Source organism: Olivibacter sp. SA151, from assembly GCF_054130995.1.
This window is the reverse complement of the sequence record NZ_CP096391.1, coordinates 4679414-4701612: the sequence shown is the minus strand read 5'-3', so window position 1 is coordinate 4701612 and position 22199 is coordinate 4679414. Positions and strand designations below refer to the sequence as shown.

Annotated in this window: 17 protein-coding genes and 1 tRNA gene; 10 read left to right on the top strand and 8 right to left on the bottom strand. The window is 41.4% G+C overall.

Annotation, left to right across the window (positions count from 1 at the left end):
• Nucleotides 1-8 precede the first annotated feature (8 nt).
• The 5 genes from M1D52_RS19345 to M1D52_RS19325 all read left to right on the top strand — a co-directional run bounded on the left by M1D52_RS19345 (nt 9) and on the right by M1D52_RS19325 (nt 8705).
• The gene (locus tag M1D52_RS19345) at nt 9-1901 is read left to right on the top strand and encodes a 7TM diverse intracellular signaling domain-containing protein (protein WP_437393251.1); all 1893 of its coding nucleotides are present in this window, start codon (nt 9-11) and stop codon (nt 1899-1901) included.
• A gap of 296 nt (nt 1902-2197) precedes the next feature.
• The gene (locus M1D52_RS19340; RefSeq protein WP_437393252.1) at nt 2198-5146 is read left to right on the top strand and encodes a SusC/RagA family TonB-linked outer membrane protein; all 2949 of its coding nucleotides are present in this window, start codon (nt 2198-2200) and stop codon (nt 5144-5146) included.
• 11 nt (nt 5147-5157) lie between these two features.
• Nucleotides 5158-6636 carry a RagB/SusD family nutrient uptake outer membrane protein gene (locus tag M1D52_RS19335; protein WP_437393253.1) on the top strand — a complete coding sequence of 493 codons (1479 nt, stop codon included), beginning with the start codon at nt 5158-5160 and terminating at the stop codon, nt 6634-6636.
• Between the two features lie 2 nt (nt 6637-6638).
• The gene (locus M1D52_RS19330; protein WP_437393254.1) at nt 6639-8078 is read left to right on the top strand and encodes a glycoside hydrolase family 30 protein; all 1440 of its coding nucleotides are present in this window, start codon (nt 6639-6641) and stop codon (nt 8076-8078) included.
• A gap of 117 nt (nt 8079-8195) precedes the next feature.
• Nucleotides 8196-8705: an OmpA family protein gene (locus M1D52_RS19325; RefSeq protein ID WP_013665634.1), complete on the top strand. Its 510-nt coding sequence runs from the start codon at nt 8196-8198 to the stop codon at nt 8703-8705.
• Nucleotides 8706-8780: 75 nt separating this feature from the next.
• Here M1D52_RS19325 and M1D52_RS19320 read toward each other — a convergent pair whose 3' ends face one another.
• Together M1D52_RS19320 and M1D52_RS19315 are read right to left on the bottom strand one after the other, a co-directional pair.
• Complete coding sequence (locus tag M1D52_RS19320; RefSeq protein ID WP_013665635.1) at nt 8781-9575, bottom strand: (Fe-S)-binding protein; 795 nt, start codon at nt 9573-9575, stop codon at nt 8781-8783.
• Between the two features lie 80 nt (nt 9576-9655).
• Nucleotides 9656-10951 carry a 4Fe-4S dicluster domain-containing protein gene (locus tag M1D52_RS19315; protein ID WP_437393255.1) on the bottom strand — a complete coding sequence of 432 codons (1296 nt, stop codon included), beginning with the start codon at nt 10949-10951 and terminating at the stop codon, nt 9656-9658.
• 237 nt (nt 10952-11188) lie between these two features.
• Here M1D52_RS19315 and M1D52_RS19310 point away from each other — a divergent pair, with 237 nt between their 5' ends.
• The gene (locus tag M1D52_RS19310) at nt 11189-13351 is read left to right on the top strand and encodes a S9 family peptidase (RefSeq protein ID WP_437393256.1); all 2163 of its coding nucleotides are present in this window, start codon (nt 11189-11191) and stop codon (nt 13349-13351) included.
• 412 nt (nt 13352-13763) lie between these two features.
• Here the strand turns inward: M1D52_RS19310 and M1D52_RS19305 are convergent.
• The 4 genes from M1D52_RS19305 to M1D52_RS19290 all read right to left on the bottom strand — a co-directional run bounded on the left by M1D52_RS19305 (nt 13764) and on the right by M1D52_RS19290 (nt 15894).
• Nucleotides 13764-13836 (bottom strand) — tRNA-Phe (locus tag M1D52_RS19305).
• Between the two features lie 163 nt (nt 13837-13999).
• Nucleotides 14000-14392 carry an NUDIX hydrolase gene (locus M1D52_RS19300; RefSeq protein ID WP_377612380.1) on the bottom strand — a complete coding sequence of 131 codons (393 nt, stop codon included), beginning with the start codon at nt 14390-14392 and terminating at the stop codon, nt 14000-14002.
• Nucleotides 14393-14440: 48 nt separating this feature from the next.
• A complete protein-coding gene (gene lspA, locus M1D52_RS19295; protein ID WP_437393257.1) occupies nt 14441-14959 on the bottom strand; it encodes a signal peptidase II in 519 nt (172 codons plus the stop codon).
• Between the two features lie 194 nt (nt 14960-15153).
• A complete protein-coding gene (locus M1D52_RS19290; RefSeq protein WP_377612376.1) occupies nt 15154-15894 on the bottom strand; it encodes an SDR family NAD(P)-dependent oxidoreductase in 741 nt (246 codons plus the stop codon).
• An 87-nt stretch (nt 15895-15981) separates the two neighbouring features.
• Between M1D52_RS19290 and M1D52_RS19285 the strand changes: the two genes are divergently transcribed.
• The gene (locus tag M1D52_RS19285) at nt 15982-16362 is read left to right on the top strand and encodes a winged helix-turn-helix transcriptional regulator (RefSeq protein WP_013665641.1); all 381 of its coding nucleotides are present in this window, start codon (nt 15982-15984) and stop codon (nt 16360-16362) included.
• Nucleotides 16363-16383: 21 nt separating this feature from the next.
• Here M1D52_RS19285 and M1D52_RS19280 read toward each other — a convergent pair whose 3' ends face one another.
• Nucleotides 16384-18249, bottom strand: coding sequence for an Nramp family divalent metal transporter (locus M1D52_RS19280; RefSeq protein WP_437393259.1), 1866 nt, complete (start codon nt 18247-18249; stop codon nt 16384-16386).
• Between the two features lie 283 nt (nt 18250-18532).
• Between M1D52_RS19280 and M1D52_RS19275 the strand changes: the two genes are divergently transcribed.
• From M1D52_RS19275 to M1D52_RS19265, 3 genes are all read left to right on the top strand, one after another.
• On the top strand, nt 18533-18754 hold the full coding sequence (locus tag M1D52_RS19275) for a hypothetical protein (RefSeq protein WP_377612372.1): 222 nt from the start codon (nt 18533-18535) through the stop codon (nt 18752-18754).
• Between the two features lie 48 nt (nt 18755-18802).
• Nucleotides 18803-19276, top strand: a complete 474-nt coding sequence (locus tag M1D52_RS19270) for a copper resistance protein NlpE (protein ID WP_377612370.1) — start codon at nt 18803-18805, stop codon at nt 19274-19276.
• Nucleotides 19277-19454: 178 nt separating this feature from the next.
• The gene (locus tag M1D52_RS19265; protein WP_377612368.1) at nt 19455-20747 is read left to right on the top strand and encodes a DUF3472 domain-containing protein; all 1293 of its coding nucleotides are present in this window, start codon (nt 19455-19457) and stop codon (nt 20745-20747) included.
• Between the two features lie 87 nt (nt 20748-20834).
• Here M1D52_RS19265 and M1D52_RS19260 read toward each other — a convergent pair whose 3' ends face one another.
• Nucleotides 20835-22199 carry a RagB/SusD family nutrient uptake outer membrane protein gene (locus M1D52_RS19260; protein WP_437393260.1) on the bottom strand — a complete coding sequence of 455 codons (1365 nt, stop codon included), beginning with the start codon at nt 22197-22199 and terminating at the stop codon, nt 20835-20837.

Sequence of the window (22199 nt, the reverse complement as noted above, 5' to 3'; positions counted from 1 at the left end):
CTTTGTTTATGCTTAATCGATGTGTAATCACATTTTTTTTCTTTATCGGTTTATCCGGAATATTGTTTTCGGTTCAGGCACAGCAGCCGGTTTTACTAACAGATAGCCTACATCAACATATGTTCACTTTTGGAGAACTCAAATCCATGGTAGATACGACAGATAGGTTAACATTCGAGCAGATTCAGCAAGCTCGCGGCGCGTCGTCATTTAAGACTAATAAAAGCAGCACTCCACAGAATACAGAAACCAACAAATACTATTGGTATAAATTACGCATTGATCACCGGGATACGCGGGAAAAGTTGTTTGTTCTAGAATTCTTTGACCAAACTATTGATGAGATTGAAGCTTATATTCCCACCCGGCAAGGCAGATATGCACAGGTCGTATTGGGTGATCAGTTAACGTTTTCTGCCCGTCCTTTTAGGCACAAAAACTTTGTGATTCCTTTGTATAACGAATTACAGGGAACGCATGACTACTACTTCCGTATTAAATCATCTCAGGTAGCAGATGTTATCATCGTCCTTCGTTCCATTGATTATTTTATAGGATATGCCTTGGGAGAGTATTTTAGTTTCGGTATTTTCTACGGCATGATCTTTATATTCTGTTTTTATAATATGGTTATGTTCTTCGCCGTAAGACAGAGAGCCTATCTTTACTACGTTTGTTACCTGTTATGTGTTGCCCTATTTGAAATGTGTACAGACGGTATCGCCTATCATTATCTATGGCCCCGTCTGTCAAACTGGAATCAATTTGCTTTTGGGATTGTTCTATGTTTGATGAGCATATTCGCCTTATTATTTACACAGCGTTTATTGCTGCTGCACCGAAAGGCCCCTCGCTTGCATTTTTTTATTTCTGTTGTTATTGCTGCCAGATTATTGTTCTTTGCTTATTGCCTGCTTTTTGATAAAAGTCTTTTCAATTATAAATTTCTGGAAGCTGTGCCACTTCTTGTCGCGTTTGGTTCAGGAATTTATATATGGACGACAGGCTATCGCCCTGCTCGATATTTTGTTATTGGCTATGGCTTCCTATTCTTCGGCTATCTCGTAAAGTTTCTCATTATGTTAGGGTTCACTTGGCTGAATTTTGGGATCATTTCCTATTATATATTAAGCTTCTGCTTTATTATGGAAATGACCTTTTTGTCATTAGCTGTGGGTGACCGCGTGCGTGTGCTTAAATACAGTCGCGATCGCGCGCAACAGCGCATCATCAAACAAATGAAAATTAATCAGGAGCTTAAAGATAATATTAACCGAGAGCTGGAAGCAAAAGTGACGGAGCGCACCAAAGAACTTATGGAAAAGTCCTCGATTATAGAGCAGCAAAACGAAGCGCTTTTTTCAGCCAATCATACCCTTCAGGAGCAGCGTGATGAAATAGCACGGATCAATGCGCTGCTTAATAAAGATAATGAAGAACTGAAAGAAAATGTAGAACAGGTTACTCGTGCGCGTGTGCTATCAACAGGTGTTCGGTTTGAGGAATTCAGTAAACTCTATCCCGATCAGGAGAGCTGCCTGAAATTTTTAGCAGAGCTTAAATGGAGGGAAGGTTATGAATGTAAGAAATGTGCAACCACCACTTATTATCCTGGGCATTTACCTTATAGCAGGCGTTGTTCGAACTGTGGCTACGAAGAGTCGGCGACGGCCCATACGCTCCTGCAAAATATACGTATACCTATTAACAAATCTTTCTACCTTATCTATTTAATCTACTCTACCAAAGGAAAAATATCCTCACACAAGTTATCAGATATCTTATCGATTAGGCAGAGCACCTGCTGGGCATACAGTAAAAAAATTAAGCAGCAAATAGAAGAGAAGAAACTAACCTTTCGGAAATTGGGCGATAAAGGATGGAGTGAATTGCTTTTTTAGCCTTAGTAAAAGTAGATTATGGGTGCTATTAAATTAAAAAATCGACGGTGTTAAAGCGTATCATAGTGTATTTAGTACACATGCTTCTATTTTAAAGGAAAAGTGCTGAAACACAAGCATTGCGACCCGCTTTATATTCCGGTATTAAAGCGTATCAATTAATTTGTAATTGTCTATATATCAGTTATTTACATATAAAAATATTTGTTTTTTTCCTGTTTTACCATCTATATTTGTCCCGGAATAAATAGCCAGCTAACAAGTAAACAATTTTAATTACACCAATTTATTAAACTATGTCGAGGAAGCTTTTACTAATGATTTTCCTATTTTTCATCTGCATCTCAGGTTACGGGCAAGGGCCCACTGTGAGAGGCGTGGTGAAGGATATATCCGGAGATGCCCTGCCCGGTGTATCTGTTAAGGTGAAAGGAGGGACGGGGGGTACCACTACCGATGGAAATGGGCAATTTACGCTAAAGACACCAGACAGTGCGGTATTGATTTTCTCTTATATCGGTTATCAGGTAAAGGAAGAAGCCGTACAGGGAAGCAGTACACTTGAAATTACACTATTGCCCTCCGATCAAGAGCTAGATGAAGTAGTAGTTGTAGGTTATGGCACGCAACGTAAAGGAGATATCACGGGGGCTGTAGGTGTCGTCTCACAAGAAGCTTTTGAGTCTAGACCTAACACCCAATTTGGAAGTATCTTGCAAGGTAAAACGGCAGGGGTGCAAGTATCCTCCCCCGGCGGTAAACCTAATGCGGGGTTGAACATTCGTATCCGTGGAACGAGTTCCATTACCTCGAGCAGCGACCCACTGTATGTAGTAGATGGCGTACCGATAGCCGATACACGTTCGATTAATCCCGCTGATATCGAAAGTATGTCTATTTTGAAGGATGCCGCATCGGCTGCTATTTACGGTGCGCAGGGAGCGAACGGCGTTGTACTTATCACCACAAAGAAAGGCAAGGAGGGGAAGACTCGTGTTGACCTAAATGCCTATGCCGGCTTTTCTTCCGTATGGCGTAAACTCGATGTGCTAAATGCGAGTCAATATCGGGAGTTGATGACAGCGTTAGGAAGAAACACGGATTGGGATCGATACACAGCCAACACGAACTGGCAAGATGAAGTTTTTCAACAAGGGGCATCCCAGAATTACCAATTAGCATTTTCGGGGAAAAGCAATAAAACAACTTATTACTTATCCGGCGGTTGGACCAAGCAAAAGGGAGCTGTGAGAAGCGCCGAAATGGATCGTTATAACTTTAAGGTAAATTTGCAACAAGAAGTAAATAATTGGCTGACGTTAGGTACCAACTTAGGTTATACGCGTTACCATGATGTAGATGTGGCCGACAATCAAGCAGTTAATCAAGGAGGGGTCATTATGGGGATTTTATCTACACCTCCCAATATTGGAATTTACAATCCTAACGGTACCTTCACCAGTAACCCCTTTCAGGATTGGGAAAACCCCCTTGCATTTACAGATGGATCTGAACGGGGTTATAGAAATCAACGGGTCATAGGAAATGCCTATGCAGAAATCACTTTTCTTCCCGGATTAAAGTTCCGCAGTAATTTTGGTATTGATGCAGGAAGTGGTGTATATGAATATTTCCTGGATCCGATCCGTACAAGCTATGGTCGTGCGCAGGAAGGTATTGGACGTTACAATACCGATCAACGTAATTACTGGATTGCTGACAACACCTTAACTTATAACAAACAGCTTGAAAAACACAATTTCGGTGCTTTACTGGGGATGGTGGCACAAAAAACCCAGTGGGAAAACAGTGAAACCGAACGTACCGGTTTTTCCGGTACATCGATTACGACACCCAATGCTGGCTCCGTGATACGGATAGCAAATGTGTCGAAAAGGGAAAAAGCAAATGTTTCCGTTATCGGGAGAGTTAACTACGATTTTGATGGTAAGTATCTGTTTACCGCCAACTTTCGTGCAGACAATAGCTCCAATTTCGGTTCGGAAAACAAATGGGGTTACTTTCCATCGTTTTCTGCCGGATGGCGTTTGTCAAAGGAAAATTTCTTAAATGAAGTTTCCTGGTTGGATGATTTAAAGTTGCGCGCAGGTTGGGGAATTGTTGGAAATGATAATGTAGGTGAATATGCTTATTGGGGGCGTGTAGCTAGTGATGCTAATTATCCCTTTGGAGGTGTTATATCCCCGGGAACCCGGCCATCCACTTTACAAAATGATAATTTGAAATGGGAGGAGACGAAGCAAACCAATATTGGCCTTGACATCAGTGTATTTAATGCTCGGTTAAATTTCAGTGCCGATGCCTATTTAAAGAAGACGAGCGACTTATTACTGAACGTTCCTGTACCTCGAGCAACGGGTTTTGATTATGTCTTACAAAATGCGGGAGCATTGGAAAATAAGGGTTTAGAATTTCAGGTAAATTCCCGAAACTTAGCGGGCGCGCTCAAATGGGAAACCGATCTAAATATTTCATTGAACCGTAACAAAGTAAGCGATTTGGCAGGTACCACTATTTTCGGTGCCAATATATCCGGAAGGGGAGATTTGAGTTATACTACCGTAGGCAACCCCATCGGCATGTTTTATGGTTATGTGTTCACAGGAGTAGATCCGCAGACGGGAGATGCTCTGTATTTAAGAAACGACGGAACAAGCTCCAACAATCCATCCCCGGATGATCGCCGAATTATTGGAAATCCTAACCCTGATTTCATTTATGGACTAACCAACACCTTTGGATACAAGAACTTTGGATTCAGTATTTTTCTACAGGGAAGTCAAGGCAACGATATTTACAATGGTACGCGGGTAGAAACGGAAGGAATGATTGATGCTAAGAACCAAACAACGGCGGTGCTCGATCGTTGGACCAGTCCAGGGCAGCTTACCAATGTTCCGCGAGCTGTACCGGATAATACCAATAATTCACGGAACTCCACTCGTTTTGTTGAAAATGGTTCGTATCTGCGCGTAAAATCAGTAACCTTAAGCTACAATTTGCCGGAAACATTATTGAGTAGGTTGAAACTAAGCAACGTAAAAGTATATGTAACGGGCGAAAACCTATTTACCGTTACAAATTATAAGGGCTTTGATCCGGAAGTTAATGCTTTCACTAATACCAATGATGCTACGCAGAACAAAAACACTTTTGTGGGAATCGACTACGGAACGTACCCGCAAACGCGTAACTTAATCTTTGGCTTGAATGTTTCATTTTAAAGAAGATAGATATGACACGACATATAATAAGAGGTATGGTCGTCTGCCTTGTTGCGACAACCATCATTTCCTGTAATAAATTTACCGATTTAACGCCGATTTCTGAGGCCACTAATGAAAATGCTTATACCACAGCAAAGGAAGCAGAAGCAGCATTGACAGGAGCTTATGACGCGCTGCAGCAGGAATACTATGTTTGGGACAACATCATATTCAGCGATGTAATATCCGACAATTACTACGCAGGGGGAGATAACCCGGAGATTTTTGCTGTTGATAAATTACAAATTGTTCCTACAAATGGTCGCTTATTCACCAATTGGGGGCAGCTGTATGGAGGGATCGCCCGGGCAAATACCGTATTGGAAAAGGTGCCGGGTATTTCCGATCCGCAATTGGACGAAAGCGGAAGACGGGATCAGATCCTGGGAGAGGCTTATTTTCTTAGAGCCTTTCATTATTTTAATTTAGTGAAACTTTTCGGCGGCGTGCCCTTGATCTTGGTGCCTGTGGAGGCGAGCAAAACAGAAGAATACATCATTTCCAAATCAACTGAAAGCCAGGTGTATGATCAAATTATTGCTGACCTGGAACAAGCAGTGGCTTTGCTGCCGGATACTTTTTCCGGTGAAAGCAGTATCAATAAGGCTCGGGCAACAAAAGGTGCCGCAAATGCTTTATTGGCGAAAGTGCACGCCCAAAGACCAGATCGCGACTATAACCGCGTGTTAAGCTATTGCGATGCCGTAATAAACAGTCCGGCCAATTATCAATTGTTGGCCAATTTTTCGGAATTATTTGATGGGGCGCATTACAATAATGCCGAGTCGATTTTGGAAGTGCAATATGTTGGCGCTCCCGAGGGTAATTTTGGTCCGCAGATGTTATTGCCACCGTCATTGAGTGGGGATACCTGGCGAAAATTTGTAACTCCGTCCCATGACTTGGTAAATGCTTTCGATAGCGAGGCAGATGTGGTACGGAAAAATAGCAGCATTTTATTTGAAAAAGTAAATTGGTTGGATGAGTTCTGGGGAAATCGGGCCGATAGTGAAGTTCCTTTTGCCTATAAGTGGAAAAGTGCCAGCGGTTGGGCCAGTTCCAATAGGCAGTATCTACTTCGTTTAGGGGATATTATTTTGCTGAAAGCAGAAGCTCTAAATGAATTGGGTAGAACGGCGGAAGCAAGGGAAATTTTAAATCAAATCCGACAGAGAGCAAAGATCAGTCCCTCCGAAGCCAACAGTCAATCAGCTCTACGAGCGGCCATCTTGAAAGAAAGAAGGCTGGAACTTTGTCAAGAAGCACAACGATGGGATGATTTAAAGCGCGCCGGTTTGGCGGTGGATGTAATGAATGGGCTGAATGAAATCGACTTACGCACCAATCAGCCAGTGGATTATAATATGACGACGGAGAAATTGCTGTTGCCAATGCCGCAACAGGAATTAGACCGAAATGGGCAATTGACGCAAAATCCGGGATACTAATTATGGTAGATATGCAGTTTGGGAAACTATATATGGCAATATTGGCCTTGATTATCTTTCTGTCTTGTAAACAAGATCTTTCAAAGAAAGAGCGTAGCGAAGCACAAGCAAGCGATACCGGCAGCGAGATTACTTCTTATTTAACCAGAGGAGACCGTTCGGCTTTATTGCAAAAATCTTCGCTGTCTTTTGGCGGAAGTAAAGCCTCGAAAAATATCGTGGTAAACACGTTGGAAACTTATCAGGAGATTGATGGATTTGGATATACATTGACGGGGGGAAGTGCCGATCTTATCGCTTCTTTGTCGAACACCAAGCAGGATAGCTTGCTGGAAGAGCTTTTTGCTGATAAGGAGCAATCAATCCGAGTGAACTATCTCCGTATAAGCATTGGAGCATCTGATTTAAGTGCCACTACATTTACTTACGATGAAATGCCACCGGGTAAAACCGATCCGGACTTGAACTATTTTTCGATCGCCAAGGAAAAGGAGACGTTGATTCCGGTCCTGAAGAAGATACTGGCCATCAATCCTGATCTTAAAATACTGGGCTCCCCTTGGACGGCTCCTACATGGATGAAAACAAATGGAGCCTTTAAAGGCGGAAGCCTGAAAAAGGAGTACTACGCAAGTTATGCGCAGTATTTTGTTAAGTATATAAAGGAGATGGAAAAGGAAGGTATTACAATTGATGCGATTACCATTCAGAACGAACCCTTGCACCCGGGGAACACACCGAGTATGTACATGGAAGCAAAGGATCAAGCCGATTTTATTAAAACGGCTTTAGGTCCTGCTTTTGAATCTGCGGGCATAAAAACCAAAATAATCGTATATGATCATAATGCAGATCGGCCCGACTACCCGCTGGAAATTTATGCAGATAAAGATGCAGCAAAATATGTAGATGGAGCTGCCTTCCATTTGTACGGTGGCAAAATTGAAGCATTGTCGAAAGTGCATGAGGCTTTTCCTGATAAAAGTCTCTACTTTACCGAACAATGGGTGGGCGGTCCTGGCAATTTTCCGGAAGATTTGAAGTGGCATGTGTCTACGCTTGTTATAGGTGCTACGCGTAATTGGAGCAGGAATGTACTTGAATGGAATCTGGCAGCGGATGCCTCTTATAACCCGCATACACCCGACGGTGGTTGTACCAGCTGCCTAGGGGCTTTAACCATAGATGGCGACCGCGTAAGTCGTAATGTGGCTTATTACATTATAGGTCATGTCTCCAAGTTCGTTCCAACGGGATCCAAGCGTATAGCCTCTACATGGATGGATAGTTTACCCAATGTGGCCTTCTTAACTCCTGAGGGAAAGAGGGTGTTGATTGTTGTCAATGTGGAAAGCGAGGAACAAAGCTTCACATTTGAAGAATCGGAACGAAATGTACAGGTTTCCCTATCAGGTGGATCGGTTGGCACCTTCGTTTGGTAAAAAGGATTTCGGTTTACGTTTTATCGAAAAGTTTGCTTTTCATGCTACTTTTGAGTTATTTTACCGTTTGTTAGATGATGCTTTGCCTCATCCTGTTAAAAAATCAAATAACTATAGATGAAACTTAACAAAATTGCTTTTATTGTTGCATTAGGAGCAGCTACGTTTTTCGTAAGTTGTAAAAGTAAAAAGCTGATTGTGAACGATGGTGCCGAAGTTGTCAATACAGGCGGTACGCCAGATCATATTGAAGGCGGTACCGTTTCCAGAACAGACGAAGGGGTGGTCCTTACTTTTGAATCCGATGTACTGTTTGCCACGAACTCTTCTTATCTGTCGGAAAAGGCGAAAGTAACAATGAAGAACATGGTGGCCTACATTAATAAGAATTACCCGAATGCACAAATTCAGATCAATGGCCATACCGACTCGACAGGTGAAGCGGATTATAACCAATGGTTATCCGAGAAACGTGCAGCATCGGTTAAGAACTATGCGGTATCCATAGGGCTTAATGGAAGCAACATCAAAACAAAAGGATATGGTAAAAGTAAACCGGTAGCAACGAACAGTACTGCAGATGGTAGGCAAAAAAATAGAAGGGTAGAGGTTATTATATTGAAATAGCTTTTAGCCTTTAGCGATTAGGGGTTAGTCTTTTGAAATGAAGTGCTAAAACTAATCGCTAACAGCTAAGGACTTCTAAAGTTCATTCGCTCTAGCTGTTATCTCTGCGATATCCAATACCTGCACTTCCTGCTCCTTATTGTAGTTTTTAACACCATCTTTGAGCATTGTCATACAGAAGGGGCATGCCGCTGCTATGATATGTGGATCGGTTTGCAGCGCTTCATCAATCCGTTCGATATTAATATCCTTTCTTCCTTTTTCGGGCTCTTTGAACATTTGGGCACCGCCGGCACCACAGCATAGTCCGTTGCTTTTACATCGTTTCATCTCCACAAGCTGTGCATCAAGTACTTCGAGTGCTTTTCGAGGTGCCTCATATACGTTGTTTCCGCGACCTAAATAGCAAGGGTCATGAAAAGTTATTCTTTTACCCTTAAATGGTTTTCCCTCCGTTTGCTTGAGTTTTCCCTCATCAATTAATTGTTGGATCAATTGGCTGTGATGAACCACTTCATATTGTCCGCCTAATGCAGGGTATTCATTTTTCAGCGTATTGAAGCAGTGCGGGCAAGCGGTTACGATCTTCTTTATCTCATACGTGTTTAATGTTTGGATATTCATTTGAGCCTGCATTTGAAATAGGAATTCATTGCCAGCCCGTTTAGCCGGGTCTCCGGTACAACCTTCTTCGGTTCCTAGTATGGCAAATTTAAGGCCCACATGATTCAAGATCTTACAAATGTCACGAGTGATGTGTTGAGCACGCTCGTCAAAGCTACCTGCACAACCTACCCAAAATAGTATTTCCGGATTTTCCCCCTTGGCTGCCATTTCGGCCATAGTAGGGATATGTAGCGTGTTATCCATTATTTTTATTTAAGTATCATGACTAAGTGTAAAGGATGTGCGTCCTCTTGATATATATTTATGCCTTGTATTTTCGATAACTAAAGGCCTTCTCTCCAGTTTACGCGATCAGCTTGTGCATATTTCCATGGAGCTCCGTTATTTTCAACATTAGTAAACATTGTATTCAAGCTGGATGGTGCCTGTGATTCTTCCATGACAATATATCGTCTCATATCCATAATAATTTCCAAGGGATTAATATTAACAGGGCAAGCTTCTGTGCAGGCGTTGCAGCTTGTGCAAGCCCAAAGTTCTTCCCGCGAAATATAATTATCTAATAGCGATTTCCCATCCTCTGTAAATGAGCCGTTTTTATCTATTTGTTTTCCGACTTCTACCATACGGTCCCGAGTATCCATCATGATTTTCCGCGGTGAAAGTAATTTTCCGGTGATGTTCGCCGGGCATACTGCGGTACAACGACCGCATTCGGTACAAGTATACGCATCCAGTAAATTTTTCCAGGTGAGATCCGTAATGTCTTTTACACCAAAGCGTGCAGGTTGATCACTTACTGGCGGTGCATAGGAAGGATCGAGCATCGCTTTAACTTCGTGCGTCACAGCGTCCATATTTGTAAATTGACCCTTCGGTTTTAGGTTGGAAAAGTAAGTATTCGGGAAGGCCAATACAATATGTAAATGCTTTGAATAGGGGAGATAATTCAAGAAAACCAATACACCCACGATGTGAAACCACCAGCAACTGCGCTCAATGACCCGAAGCGAATCCGGATTTTCAGGCAATAAAGGAAGTAGCAGAGAACTTATCGGGAAAGAGCCGGTGATCGATGTGCTATGAATTTGCAATTGCAATTTATAATCAGCTGCATTCATAGATAAGAATGCCGTCATTAAAGCTATCTCTGCAAGCAAAATAAGATTGGCATCGGTTCTTGGCCAACGGGTCATCTCTACTCCGAAGAAACGTTTTACATGTATAATGTTTCTTCGGAGTAAGAAGATCACGCAGCCGAGTAGTACAGAAAGAGCCAACCACTCGAAGCATGCTATCAGTAAATTGTACAGAGCGCCCAAACTGGAAAAAGCACGATGGGTGCCTGCTAAGCCGTCAATAACGATCTCCAACATTTCTATATTGATGATGATAAAACCTAGGTAAACAAAAAGATGCAATACAAAGGGAACGGGGCGCTTGGCCATTTTGCTTTGGCCGAAGGCAACACGAAGCATGGTTCGCCATCGCACACCAGGCTGATCACTCCTATCTGTCGGTTTTCCTAACTTGATATTCCGGATAATCTTGCGCGCGTTATAAGTTACTAAAGCAATTGCCGTCAATAAAATGATCGCAAAGATAATTTGGCCTATCATACAATATGGTTTTTTACGAAGTTACATAAAACTATTTATTATGCTTGCATAATAAATAAAATTTAGAAAAGATTTAAATTGCCAGATATGATGCTAAAGGTGTTGCTTAGTACGCGATAAAAGAGGTCATGATTTTTTAGGACCTCTCACGCAATACGGTACGATTTTGTAAAAAACCAGGTACATGTCATGTTTTTTGCCTTTTTTATTTATTTTCCTCAAGTAATTCATTCGATTATGGTTAAAAGACTACTCCTACTTAAATTATCTGTTTTTATCAGCTGTGCGGTAACGGCGCAGCAGCCTACTGAATCTATTCAAGTTACAGATATGCTTAACATACAACGTATCAATCAGCTTGAAATTTCGCCGGATAAAAAACTGATCCTGTTTAATGTTCAAAAAATAAAGGGGCGAGAAAGTGATGTAGATAATTATGAATATGATAACCAGCTTTGGATGGCGAACAGGGAAGAACAATATAAGCTAAGGCAACTTACCTATAGTGAGCAGAATCCAAGTCAGCCTTCTTTCAGCCCGAGGGGAAGCGATATTCTTTTTGTTAGGACGGTAAAAGGTAAACCGCAGCTGTTTTTAATGTCGTTATCCGGAGGAGAGCCGATGCAGCTTACCGATTTTAAATATGGTGCAAGCTCACCAAAATGGAGCCCTGACGGAAAGAAAATAGTATTTAGTGCCACCTTGAAATTGGAAGAGCTCCTGCAGGATTCGCTATTAAATCCGAAGCAACAACTGCCTTTATGGTTGAGTGAAAAACCCGGTTATCGAGATAATCATTATCTCGGAAGGTCGGATGCAAAAGCTAATCCAAATGGAAATCTTGCAGAAGTCAGGGCCTATCTGGCTCAGAATGAAAGGGAATATAAGGCAAAAGTAATCAATAAGCTACAGTTTCAGGGAGAAGCTGCTACCTCGAGTGAAATGCGCTTTACCCATTTGTTCGTCATTGCGGTTTTAGATGGTGCACCGCAGACCGCGCCAAGAGCAATCACGACGGGTTTTAACAGTTATAGTGATCCTTATTTTTGCAACAACGACCAAATCGTCGTTAATGGGAGGCTTTCGGATACAATATTTCCGGATCGTGCATTAGAAAGCGCTGTCTATAAAATAAGCTTGAGTAATCCTCTTCCTCAAAAAATATTGGGAAAAAAAGAGCTGTCTTATAGAATCAACACGGTATCTCCATTCGGGAACTATCTGATATATAGCGAATCCATGGTCGCTACACCGAATGTACCAAGTGTGCATGTGATGGATTTAACGGAATCTAAACACTTGTATCCAATTGACTTGGATCGGAATATGGGAAACTTCAAATGGGCTGAAAAAGAAGATCAGGTTTATTTTACCGCTCAAAGCAACGGAGGGATTCCACTTTATCGATTTTCGTTAAGGGGAGCCAAGCTGGAGAAATTATCGAGTGAACATGTAGGAATTGAAGACTACGTGATTGGAAAAAAAGTATTAGTTTATACCAAGACGAGTGTAAACAACCCGTGCGAACTGGAAATAGCCGATATGGATATGAAGCAAACCCAGAGAATAAGTTCTTTCAATGCAAGCTGGTTGAAGAACAGGAAACTCAGTTTGCCGGAAAAGCATGTTTTCAAGAACGAGGAGGGAATGGAAGTGGAGTATTGGGTAATGAAGCCCATTGGTTTTCAAGAGGGGAAGAAATATCCTTTATTGCTGGAGATTCATGGTGGACCGAGTGCCATGTGGGGCCCCGGCGAGAATAGTATGTGGCATGAATATCAGTTTTTCTGTGCAAAAGGTTATGGTATTGTCTATTGTAATCCGCGAGGATCGGGAGGGTATGGTGAAAGATTCCTTCGGGCAAATATGGATAATTGGGGAAAGGGACCTGCCAAAGATGTTTTGGAGGCTTTGGATCGAACAGTAGCGGAAGGTTGGGCTGATACGAGTAGACTGTTGCTGACAGGCGGTTCTTATGCCGGTTATCTGGTAAGTTGGATTATTGGGCACGACCAACGTTTTAAGGCAGCGTGTAGTCAACGAGGTGTGTATGATCTAAAGACCTTTTTTGGAGAAGGAAACGCGTGGCGGCTGGTGCCGAACTATTTCGGTGGTTATCCTTGGGAAGAGAAAACCAGACAAACGATCGAACGGGAATCGCCTATTAATTATGTGTCAAATATAAAAACTCCGTATATCATCTTTCACGGTGAGAATGATCTACGTACGGGTGTTATACAGAGCGAAATGCTATATAAAAGCTTAAAGATATTAGGAAGGCCGGTTGAATATGTGAGGCATCCCGGTGCTACCCACGAAATTACACGTAGTGGAGATAATAGGCAACGTATAGACCAGATGTTGCGTACTTACGAGTTTTTTGAGCGTTTTATTAACTGATTTTGTCCTTAGCTTTACCGCCCTCAGACGACATAGTAAAAAAGAGGGCGGCTTACTAAGGATTTTATATAACCAGGATGGTTTGTAAAAATAATTTTTGAAAGAATAGGCCGTACAATTGTTCTAAATTTATTATATTAAATTCAGCTTTGGAAAAAATAACGCCACTCTGGCAAAGGTAGAGAGATGAATGGTGACAAACAATCCCTGTTTTTCGGTATTTTTATTCTCTTTCATTAGAACCGATTTCCCATTTCCAAAGTTCAGAAGCCGGGACGCAAAATGCAAAAATATTCGACCAAATAACTATCTAATACGACAAAATGAGATTGTATTGATATGCGTATTGGTTTGGTTCGTCACTTCGAGAATTGTGTAACAAAAAAGCCTCAGTGTTATCTGAGGCTTTTTGTGGTACCAACTGGATTCGAACCAGTGACACAAGGATTTTCAGTCCTTTGCTCTACCAACTGAGCTATGGTACCGTCAAACGTTGGCTTTTTTATTTCCGTTCGTTTGTTTTGGGACTGCAAATGTAGTGTCTTTTTTGAATTCACCAAAGTTTTCTTAAAAAAAAGATGCGTTTTTTTTAAGAATATGGTGCATAGGCCTGATTCACAGCTACAAAATTTTAAATGTAATTTAGGCTTACCTGAGTAGCCCTTTTTCTTTTAGATCTTCAAATATAATCTTATCAACCTCAGAAACTCTTGGCTTGTCATTGTACGATAGCCAAACGACTTCTTCAATTTCAGCCGACGCTTGCAAAATACCGTGAAAGGATGCTGTGTAGCAGCGCATGTTAACCATAATTCCTACTGGATGATCATGAGCTTGGGCGGAGAATTCTCCATAAAATCTGATCGATTCAGGAATTATAGTCACTGTCAACTCTTCTGCGATCTCTCTAATTAGAGCTTCTATATCTGATTCGCCTGCCTCACGCTTACCGCCGGGAAGATAATAGGTGTCTTTCCCTCTGCTGCGTGTCGATAGGATTCGGCCGTCTTTAATTTCAATGAGTGCAAGTTTGTCGATCATTCCCTTTATTATGATTGATAGCCTAAGGCATGTTTGCTCATGGCGATATTAAATGTTATGTTTAGTGTTTTGTTCAATTTCGGAAAGCGTTAATTCATTCTTTCTTTGAGCCCAAAAGCCAATGATTATCAAAATCATTCCTGTCATAATCGATACATCCGCCATATTAAAAATACCTGTTTTAATGAAAAGGTAATCAATGTGCATAAAATCCGTGACCGATCCATAGAGAATTCTGTCGTAAAGATTGCCTATTCCGCCACCAAGCGCAAAGGCAATACCTACCGATAGCCAGGCTGAGTTTTTGTCTTGCTGTATTAAGTAATAAAGACCGAATAGTAAAATTAGGGCAGGAAGTATGGATAGAAATATGATTTTTACGATTCCGGGCAGGTTGTTGCCCAAGCTTAAAAAAGCACCGCTGTTTTCTACTTTAGTTAAGACAAAATACCTGTCGACAATCTTAATCTCTTCATAGTAATCAATTTTTTCACGAACGATGCGTTTTGATACTTGATCGCAGCCCACATTTATTAGTACCAATAGTAGGAGTAATATAGTTCTCATCTTCTCAATAACCTGTTGACCCTTTTTTTTCGAAGTTCGGGCAATACCGATTTGCAAGATAATACTAAAACTTCCATTTAGCAAGACCATTCGATGGACGTAGAAGAGAAGTATATTAGTTTAGGCGATGGTTGCGCTTTTGTTGATGCCATCTGGCAGCCTTGGTCTGCCAGATGGTTAGTAAATGACTTTGGCTAGGCGTTTAAACCGCCATCAATGGTAAGTGAAGTGCCGGTGATATACTTGCTTTCTTCACTTGCCAAGAACGCCACTAAATTGGCAATATCACTCCCGGTACCATAATCTGATAACGCCATTCTGCTTCGTAAAAAATCTGCCAACTCGGTGTTTGCAGGATTCATATCTGTATCAATTGGACCTGGTTGCACAACATTAACGGTGATGTTTTTTGGTCCTAGGTCCCGAGCCAGCCCTCTAGTAAAACCGGTTAATGCAGATTTACTCATTGTATAAAGTGTTGTTTGTGCACTCAGTGCATTCTCCGCCATATTGCTTCCAATATTAATAATCCGACCACCGTTGGGCATACTTTTTACTGTTTCCAATGCTGCTATAAACAAGGCCCGAACGTTAATATTCATAATTTGTTCATAATCTTCCAATGTATGCTCTTCAAAGGGCCTACCAATATAAATACCGGCATTGTTAACAAGAATATCAATAGGACCAAAGGCAGATACAACCTGTTGAATAGCGCTTTGTATCGCCTGCGGATCCGCGCTATCTGCTTGTATGGCATTTACTTGTTTGCCCGCTTTTTGAAGTCTATCAAGGAGCTGTTCAGCTTTTTCCGGCGATTTTGCATAGGTAAATGAAACATGCGCTCCTTCTGTAGCGAGTTTTTCTACAATGGCGGCACCAATTCCTCTGCTGCCACCTGTAACCAAGACTATCTTGTTTTTCAATCTTTCCATTGGTAATTTTTTTTACCAAAAGTAGGTTCTTAACTTTATATTTGTAAGTACAGATTAAATTGTTAGGTACTAACAAAAACGTAAGAAATGAGAAAAGAAACATCTACCAATGCTTTGAATGAAAAGCAAATTAATGATACTTGCGGTATGGCATATTCATTATCTATTATTGGAGGCAGGTGGAAACCGGCCATACTTTGTCGACTTGCTTATGGGAAAATGCGTTATAGTGATCTGAAGAACTCAATTGACGGCATTTCTGAGCGAATGTTAGTGGCTCAACTCCGAGAGTTGGAAAAGGATTATATTGTAAAACGTAATGTCTATGCTGTGGTGCCACCTCGCGTTGAGTACGAATTGACAGACCTTGGCCTAACGATGCGGCCTATGTTGCAGGCAATGTCCGACTGGGGGAATATGCATCGTAAAACAACGGTAAGAAAAAAGGATGACACTGCTGTTGCTTAGTATTTTAGAAGAGCGGGCAGATTATTGGGCAATAAAGACTGGAATATCGACGCGGTGTCTGAGCCTATTAACGGTTTCCCCATAAATAAAGTCCTTAAGACCGCGATGCCCATGGCTACCTACGATCAGGAGGTCTGCTTGGTAATAGTTGCATACCTTGGCAATGAATTTCACCCGGTTTTTATGGCCCACCTCAAAGCTTGTTTCAAAGCCTTTGTCTTTAAAAAGCTGAATATAACGGGACATTCTTGCTTCGTCGTGACGTTTCTCGTAATCATCTGTGTCTTCTTCCATCATTCGGGAAGATGCGCTTTCCGCCACATGAATTAGAATAAACTGCGTGCCGGGTTTGGCAAGCTTAAGTGCATATGAAACCACTAAGGGATCAGATGAAGAATAGTCTAGGGCTAGTGCGATACGGTTGAAAGCGGGTGTTTCCAATACAGAATCTTGAAAAGGCGGATGGACTTCCATATTCACTTTTTTCTTAAGTTTAATTATAGGGTAAAGGACCGTTAGTAGCAACAGTACAAATAATCCCACGCCACCTATAATCAGTAGTGCCGTCAGCCAAGGGTTGTTAAATACTTTAATCCAGTTTGTGATTTCTTCGTATACCAACTGAAAGTTTAGGAAGGATATAATGGCTGCGATTGTCCATGCAATTATTTTAAGACCCGTTGAAATAGCAAAGACCCCCATCCGTTTCCGATCACTGACAAAATGGATAAGCGGAATAACTGCAAAAGCTAACTGCATGCTTAATAAAACCTGACTAAAAACAAGCATTGGTCCCACTTCGTCATCACCGGCAATATAAATTACTAGAATAGCAGGAACAATGGCCAATAAGCGCGTCAACATGCGTCGTAAAGCTGGGCTAATACGTAAGCGTAGATAGCCCTCCATCACAATTTGCCCAGCCAATGTTCCGGTAACAGTTGAGCTTTGACCGGCCAGAATCAGTGCGACGGCAAATAGTCTGGGGGCCCATTCACTGCCCAATGTTGGTGCTAATAATTTATGCGCATCCTGTAATTCGGCGACGTTATTCATGCCGTTTTTGTGAAACACGGAAGCAGCCAGAATCAAGATCGCGGCATTGACGAAAAACGCAAGATTAAGGGCAATTGCCGTGTCCCAAAAATTATACTTCAGTGCTTTTCTAATAGAAGATTCATCTCGATTGATTTTGCGGGTTTGCACAAGAGCAGAATGCAGATAAAGATTATGAGGCATTACCGTTGCACCGATAATCCCGATACTAATATAGAGCGCGGCTGTGTTCGGGATGGATGGTATAAAACCGCTGGCGATAGAGGCCATATCCGGTTGCGCCAAAATCATTTCTACCAGAAAACACATGCCAATCATGAAAATCAAACCAATAATGAACATTTCCATCTTTCGCATTCCTAAGCGTTGAAGATAAAGTAGCAGAAAAGTGTCCAAGAAACTAATAGCAACACCCCATAAGAGATCCAATCCAAACAAAAGATTCAGTCCGATTGCCATACCTAACACTTCTGCTAAATCACAGGCAGCAATAGCTATCTCGGCAAGAATGTACAAAATGAAATTCATTTTTTTCGGATAGGTCTCCCGATTACACTGGGCTAAATCCTTGCCCCAAACTATGCCGAGTCGTGCCGTTAAGCTTTGTAACACCAGTGCCATCATGTTACTCATTAATAAGACCCAAATTAGTGTATAGCCAAACTGGCTGCCCCCTGCTAGATCTGTCGCCCAGTTTCCCGGGTCCATATAGCCTACGCTTATTAGATAAGCGGGGCCAAAGAAACTCAAGATCTTTTTAAATCGCGACCCTTTTATATCGGTCTCAACGCTTTGATGTACTTCCTCTAACGATTTGTGTTGGTTGTTCAATGTTTTCGTTTAATAAAAATGTAATTCCTATCCTCAAACAGACAATATATTCAGAATGTTTTTAGTGTTGCTTAACTAAAAAGTTTTGCTTGGCTAACTTATGAATTTTATAGTACAAAATCAATAGCCGTTCGCAAGTTCGTATACAGCTGCCTGATCGGTCTGTTTTCTTGAATTGTAGAATGGCCGTATCTCTTCATACGGTCTTTGTTTGATAAAAATTTAAATTTTTCAATCAATTTGCAATGGTCAATGTTTTAATAAAGAAAGAAAGGAGTTTGTTATGACGATTACTGTTCGGGAGCCTGGTACCAAGGCATTTATAAATATTAATGCGTATCCTGAAGAATACAAAGATTCTACAGCGTGGCGGATACAATACCCGGGAATTAAACCCTTCCTAATGATCAAGCGAGACGGTGAATGGATAATGGTTGATCACGAAGCAATTAATATTGAAGTAGCCGAAGCTGTAATTGAGGCAATGAAACAAGTTGACAATTAATGTTTCGATTTGGTATCGCTTTTGCTAAATAGCAGTAAAAATAAAGCTATGATTAAAAGAATTTTGACTTACGTACTTGTCAGCGGCATATTTTGGAGCTGCAATAACGGAACAAAAGGCACCGGGGATATAAATACTACCGACACTACGACTGAGGAGTATGTACCAATCGATGCCACATCTGATACGGCGGATATGCATAACGCACAAAACTCATTAGATGTTGTTGGAATTTATAAGGGTGTGCTACCCTGTGCCGATTGTGAAGGGATAAATACCGAGTTGGAATTGAAAGCAGACAGCACTTACACATTAAAAAATAGCTACTTGGGTAAAGGAGACAGTCAGTCCTTCGAAGAAGATGGCCGCTATGTTTGGATTGATGGGAGCACGATTGAGTTAAAAGGAGGCAGGGATGCACCCGGTAAGTACTTTGTAGGTGAAAACACCCTTACACAGCTCGATATGAACGGTGATAAAATAACCGGGGCGCTGGCTGACAAATACATTTTACGAAAATAAAGACCGTATACGGAAATTGAAGAACGTGTCGCAATGACACGTTTTTCAATCTTGTTCACTACCGTTCTTAGAAGACAGTCCTTTTTTTCGTTTATTTTTTTACGCAATCGGTTGATCCCCCTTTTCATTTTCTATCTTCTTTTATTTCGCGTAGTTTGCCATCAAAATCAATTATGATATGCAAGTAAAACGCGTCGTGCTTCTCTTTAGCAGTTTGTTAATTATCATTTATCAAAGTCTCGGACAAACCAAGCCCATTCCGGAAAACATTGTGAAAATACCGATTGGCGGAAATTCTTGGCAAACGGGTACGACTTCCGGAAAGGATAATCTAATTTCGAAAGCGGGTATCAAACAATGGGACGACCCGAAGAAAGGCTTCAAGACATTCGTACGGCTAGAAAAAGTAGGTGCCTTAACAATTTGGTTAGATGCGAAAATTAATGAACCCAGTGCCTTGCGGGTTACGGTTGCAGGAGAGACGAAAACCGTGAATCTGAAGGCCCAGCATAAAAAAATGGTTTACCTGGGCGACTGGGTCATCCGTGATACAGGATATACAGTCATTAACATACATGGTCGACCAGTTAATTTGAGTAATATAGAATATTTAGGAATCCATGGCACTGCGGTTAATGATCGTGCTCATTTTGTCAAAAATGATGAAGGAAATTTTTTCTATTGGGGTAGACGTGGGCCCTCTACGCATCTGAATTATCAATTGCCTGAAAAGGATATCATGTATTATTATAATGAAGTAACAGTACCGGAAGGTAATGACCTTATTGGGTCTTATTTTATGGCCAATGGCTTTAGCGGTGGTTATTTTGGTATGCAGGTTAACTCAAAAAGTGAAAGACGTATTCTATTTTCCGTATGGAGCCCTTTCCAAACAGACGATCCGAAAACCATTCCACCGGATCATCAAATAAAACTATTAAAAAAAGGTGAAAGAGTACATACGGGTGAATTCGGTAATGAAGGAGCCGGTGGACAAAGTTATTATAAATTTAACTGGATAGCTGGTAACACTTATAGGTTTTTGTTAAAAGGCGAACCAGTAGCTAATAATTATACAAATTATACGGCGTGGTTCTACGCACCTGAAGTTGCTGAATGGAAATTAATTGCTAGTTTTAGTAGACCTCAAACATCAAGCTGGCTTAAAGGCTTTCATTCTTTCTTAGAGAATTTTTCACCTGAGGAGGGAATTTTCGAAAGAAAGGTTTATTTCGGAAACCAGTGGGTCATTGATAAAGAAGGGCGTTGGTATGAGGTGAAAAGAGCTAAATTTTCTGCTGATAATACAGCCCGCGTCGGATATCGGATGGATTACAGCGGTGGAAGTGAGCAGGATAAATTTTTTCTGAATAATTTTGGTTTTTTTAGTCATTATACCCCCATTGGAGCACAATTTAGCAGATCGACGAACGGCGACAAACCAACGATCGATTTCAATAAATTGCCATAAAAGGGAGAGGAAAGACTGATTATTATTAATATTTTAGGAAGCGCATAGATCTACAAAGATCTATGCACTCTGATTGTTAACGATCTGTTAGTAACCTGGGTTTTGCGTTAGTTCGCCGTTTAGTACAATCTGACTGCTTGGTATAGGATAAAGATAGTAGTTGGGATCTTTTATAACAAGCATTCGATCCAATGCCAGGCCCGTTCTACAGAAATCGAACCAAGCTTCACCTTCAAACATGAGCTCGCGCTCTTTTTCTTCTTGCACCGCTGTGATGAAATTCTCTATACTGCCAAAAGAATTTATTGGGGGAGGGGTTAGGCCGGCCCGCTTTTGTACCTCTTGATAAGAATGATAGGCAGCATCGCTGACTGTGCCATCCACTCTCGCCTGTGCTTCAGCATGTATCAGAAAAATTTCAGCAATTCGAATAACCGGCAGATTTTGTGTTGCGGGACTTGCCTTGGGGAATTTGCCAATATAATAACGATCGCGCGATCCGAATTTGACCGTGAAGTCCCTTCTTTTATCTCCCTCGGCATATTTCTCGTATACAGTAGTTCCTCTTGCATAAAAGAGCATACTTGGATTATCGTTGCTAACTGAGGCCAAGGGATTGGTTGCTTGATCATCAAATTGTAATTCGAAAATGGATTCTTGCGTATTCTCCGTTGTCCATATAGACGCGAAATCAGGTATCAGCGTGAAACGTTGACTATTAATAACTTCTTGCGCGAGGCTCGCAGCTTGGGAGTAATCACCTGTAATCTGACCGTTGTATAATTGCACTTTAGCGAGCAAAGCCTTCGCTGCAAGGCTCGTTGCTCGGCCTTTGGATGTGGCATCATCGCCATAACTGTCCGGAAGTGTGGCTGCGTCCTGTAGATCGGTAATAATTTGTTGATAAACTTGATCAATGGGTGTGCGTGGAATCGCTATGTTTTCCTCTTCTGTTGTAGCAGTTGTCTTTAAAGGTACAGCGCCGAAGGCCCTTACTAGGAAAAAGTAATTGAGCGCCCGAACAAATTTAGCCTCTCCGACAAATTGCTGTCTCTTTTCAGTTGAGATGCTGCTCTCGGGCATTTCAGGAACCCTGGTTATAATATTGTTGGCTGCATTGATAGTGACATAGGTCGCTTGCCACATATTATTGGTCCAAGGGTTGTTTACTTGGATATTATTTGTTCGGAAATTTTCGTATTCGGGATAGACCGAAGCATGACTTACATGACCTGCGGAAAATTCGGGAACGATAATGATGGACTGGCCAAAAGAAAAGGAGTTTAGCATTGTCCGGTACATGCCAATTACGGCTGAATTAGCGTTTGTTTCTGAATTAAAATACTCATCGGGTGTAATCTGGCTAATCGGTTCTTTATCAAGGAAGTCGTTACAAGCCGACAAGGAGGCTGCTAGCAACGTTATTATAACGATATTAAAGAATGTCTTCAT

Bases quoted from the DNA above. Each gene is read 5' to 3' on its own strand.
- M1D52_RS19335 (WP_437393253.1), top strand. From the start codon at position 5,158: ATGACACGACATATAATAAGAGGTATGGTCGTCTGCCTTGTTGCGACA.
- M1D52_RS19330 (WP_437393254.1), top strand. From the start codon at position 6,639: ATGGTAGATATGCAGTTTGGGAAACTATATATGGCAATATTGGCCTTG.
- M1D52_RS19260 (WP_437393260.1), bottom strand. From the start codon at position 22,199: ATGAAGACATTCTTTAATATCGTTATAATAACGTTGCTAGCAGCCTCC.
- M1D52_RS19300 (WP_377612380.1), bottom strand. From the start codon at position 14,392: ATGATCGACAAACTTGCACTCATTGAAATTAAAGACGGCCGAATCCTA.
- M1D52_RS19340 (WP_437393252.1), top strand. From the start codon at position 2,198: ATGTCGAGGAAGCTTTTACTAATGATTTTCCTATTTTTCATCTGCATC.
- M1D52_RS19310 (WP_437393256.1), top strand. From the start codon at position 11,189: ATGGTTAAAAGACTACTCCTACTTAAATTATCTGTTTTTATCAGCTGT.
- M1D52_RS19270 (WP_377612370.1), top strand. From the start codon at position 18,803: ATGATTAAAAGAATTTTGACTTACGTACTTGTCAGCGGCATATTTTGG.
- M1D52_RS19325 (WP_013665634.1), top strand. From the start codon at position 8,196: ATGAAACTTAACAAAATTGCTTTTATTGTTGCATTAGGAGCAGCTACG.
- M1D52_RS19285 (WP_013665641.1), top strand. From the start codon at position 15,982: ATGAGAAAAGAAACATCTACCAATGCTTTGAATGAAAAGCAAATTAAT.
- M1D52_RS19290 (WP_377612376.1), bottom strand. From the start codon at position 15,894: ATGGAAAGATTGAAAAACAAGATAGTCTTGGTTACAGGTGGCAGCAGA.
- lspA (WP_437393257.1), bottom strand. From the start codon at position 14,959: ATGAGAACTATATTACTCCTACTATTGGTACTAATAAATGTGGGCTGC.
- M1D52_RS19275 (WP_377612372.1), top strand. From the start codon at position 18,533: ATGACGATTACTGTTCGGGAGCCTGGTACCAAGGCATTTATAAATATT.
- M1D52_RS19315 (WP_437393255.1), bottom strand. From the start codon at position 10,951: ATGATAGGCCAAATTATCTTTGCGATCATTTTATTGACGGCAATTGCT.
- M1D52_RS19320 (WP_013665635.1), bottom strand. From the start codon at position 9,575: ATGGATAACACGCTACATATCCCTACTATGGCCGAAATGGCAGCCAAG.
- M1D52_RS19345 (WP_437393251.1), top strand. From the start codon at position 9: ATGCTTAATCGATGTGTAATCACATTTTTTTTCTTTATCGGTTTATCC.
- M1D52_RS19265 (WP_377612368.1), top strand. From the start codon at position 19,455: ATGCAAGTAAAACGCGTCGTGCTTCTCTTTAGCAGTTTGTTAATTATC.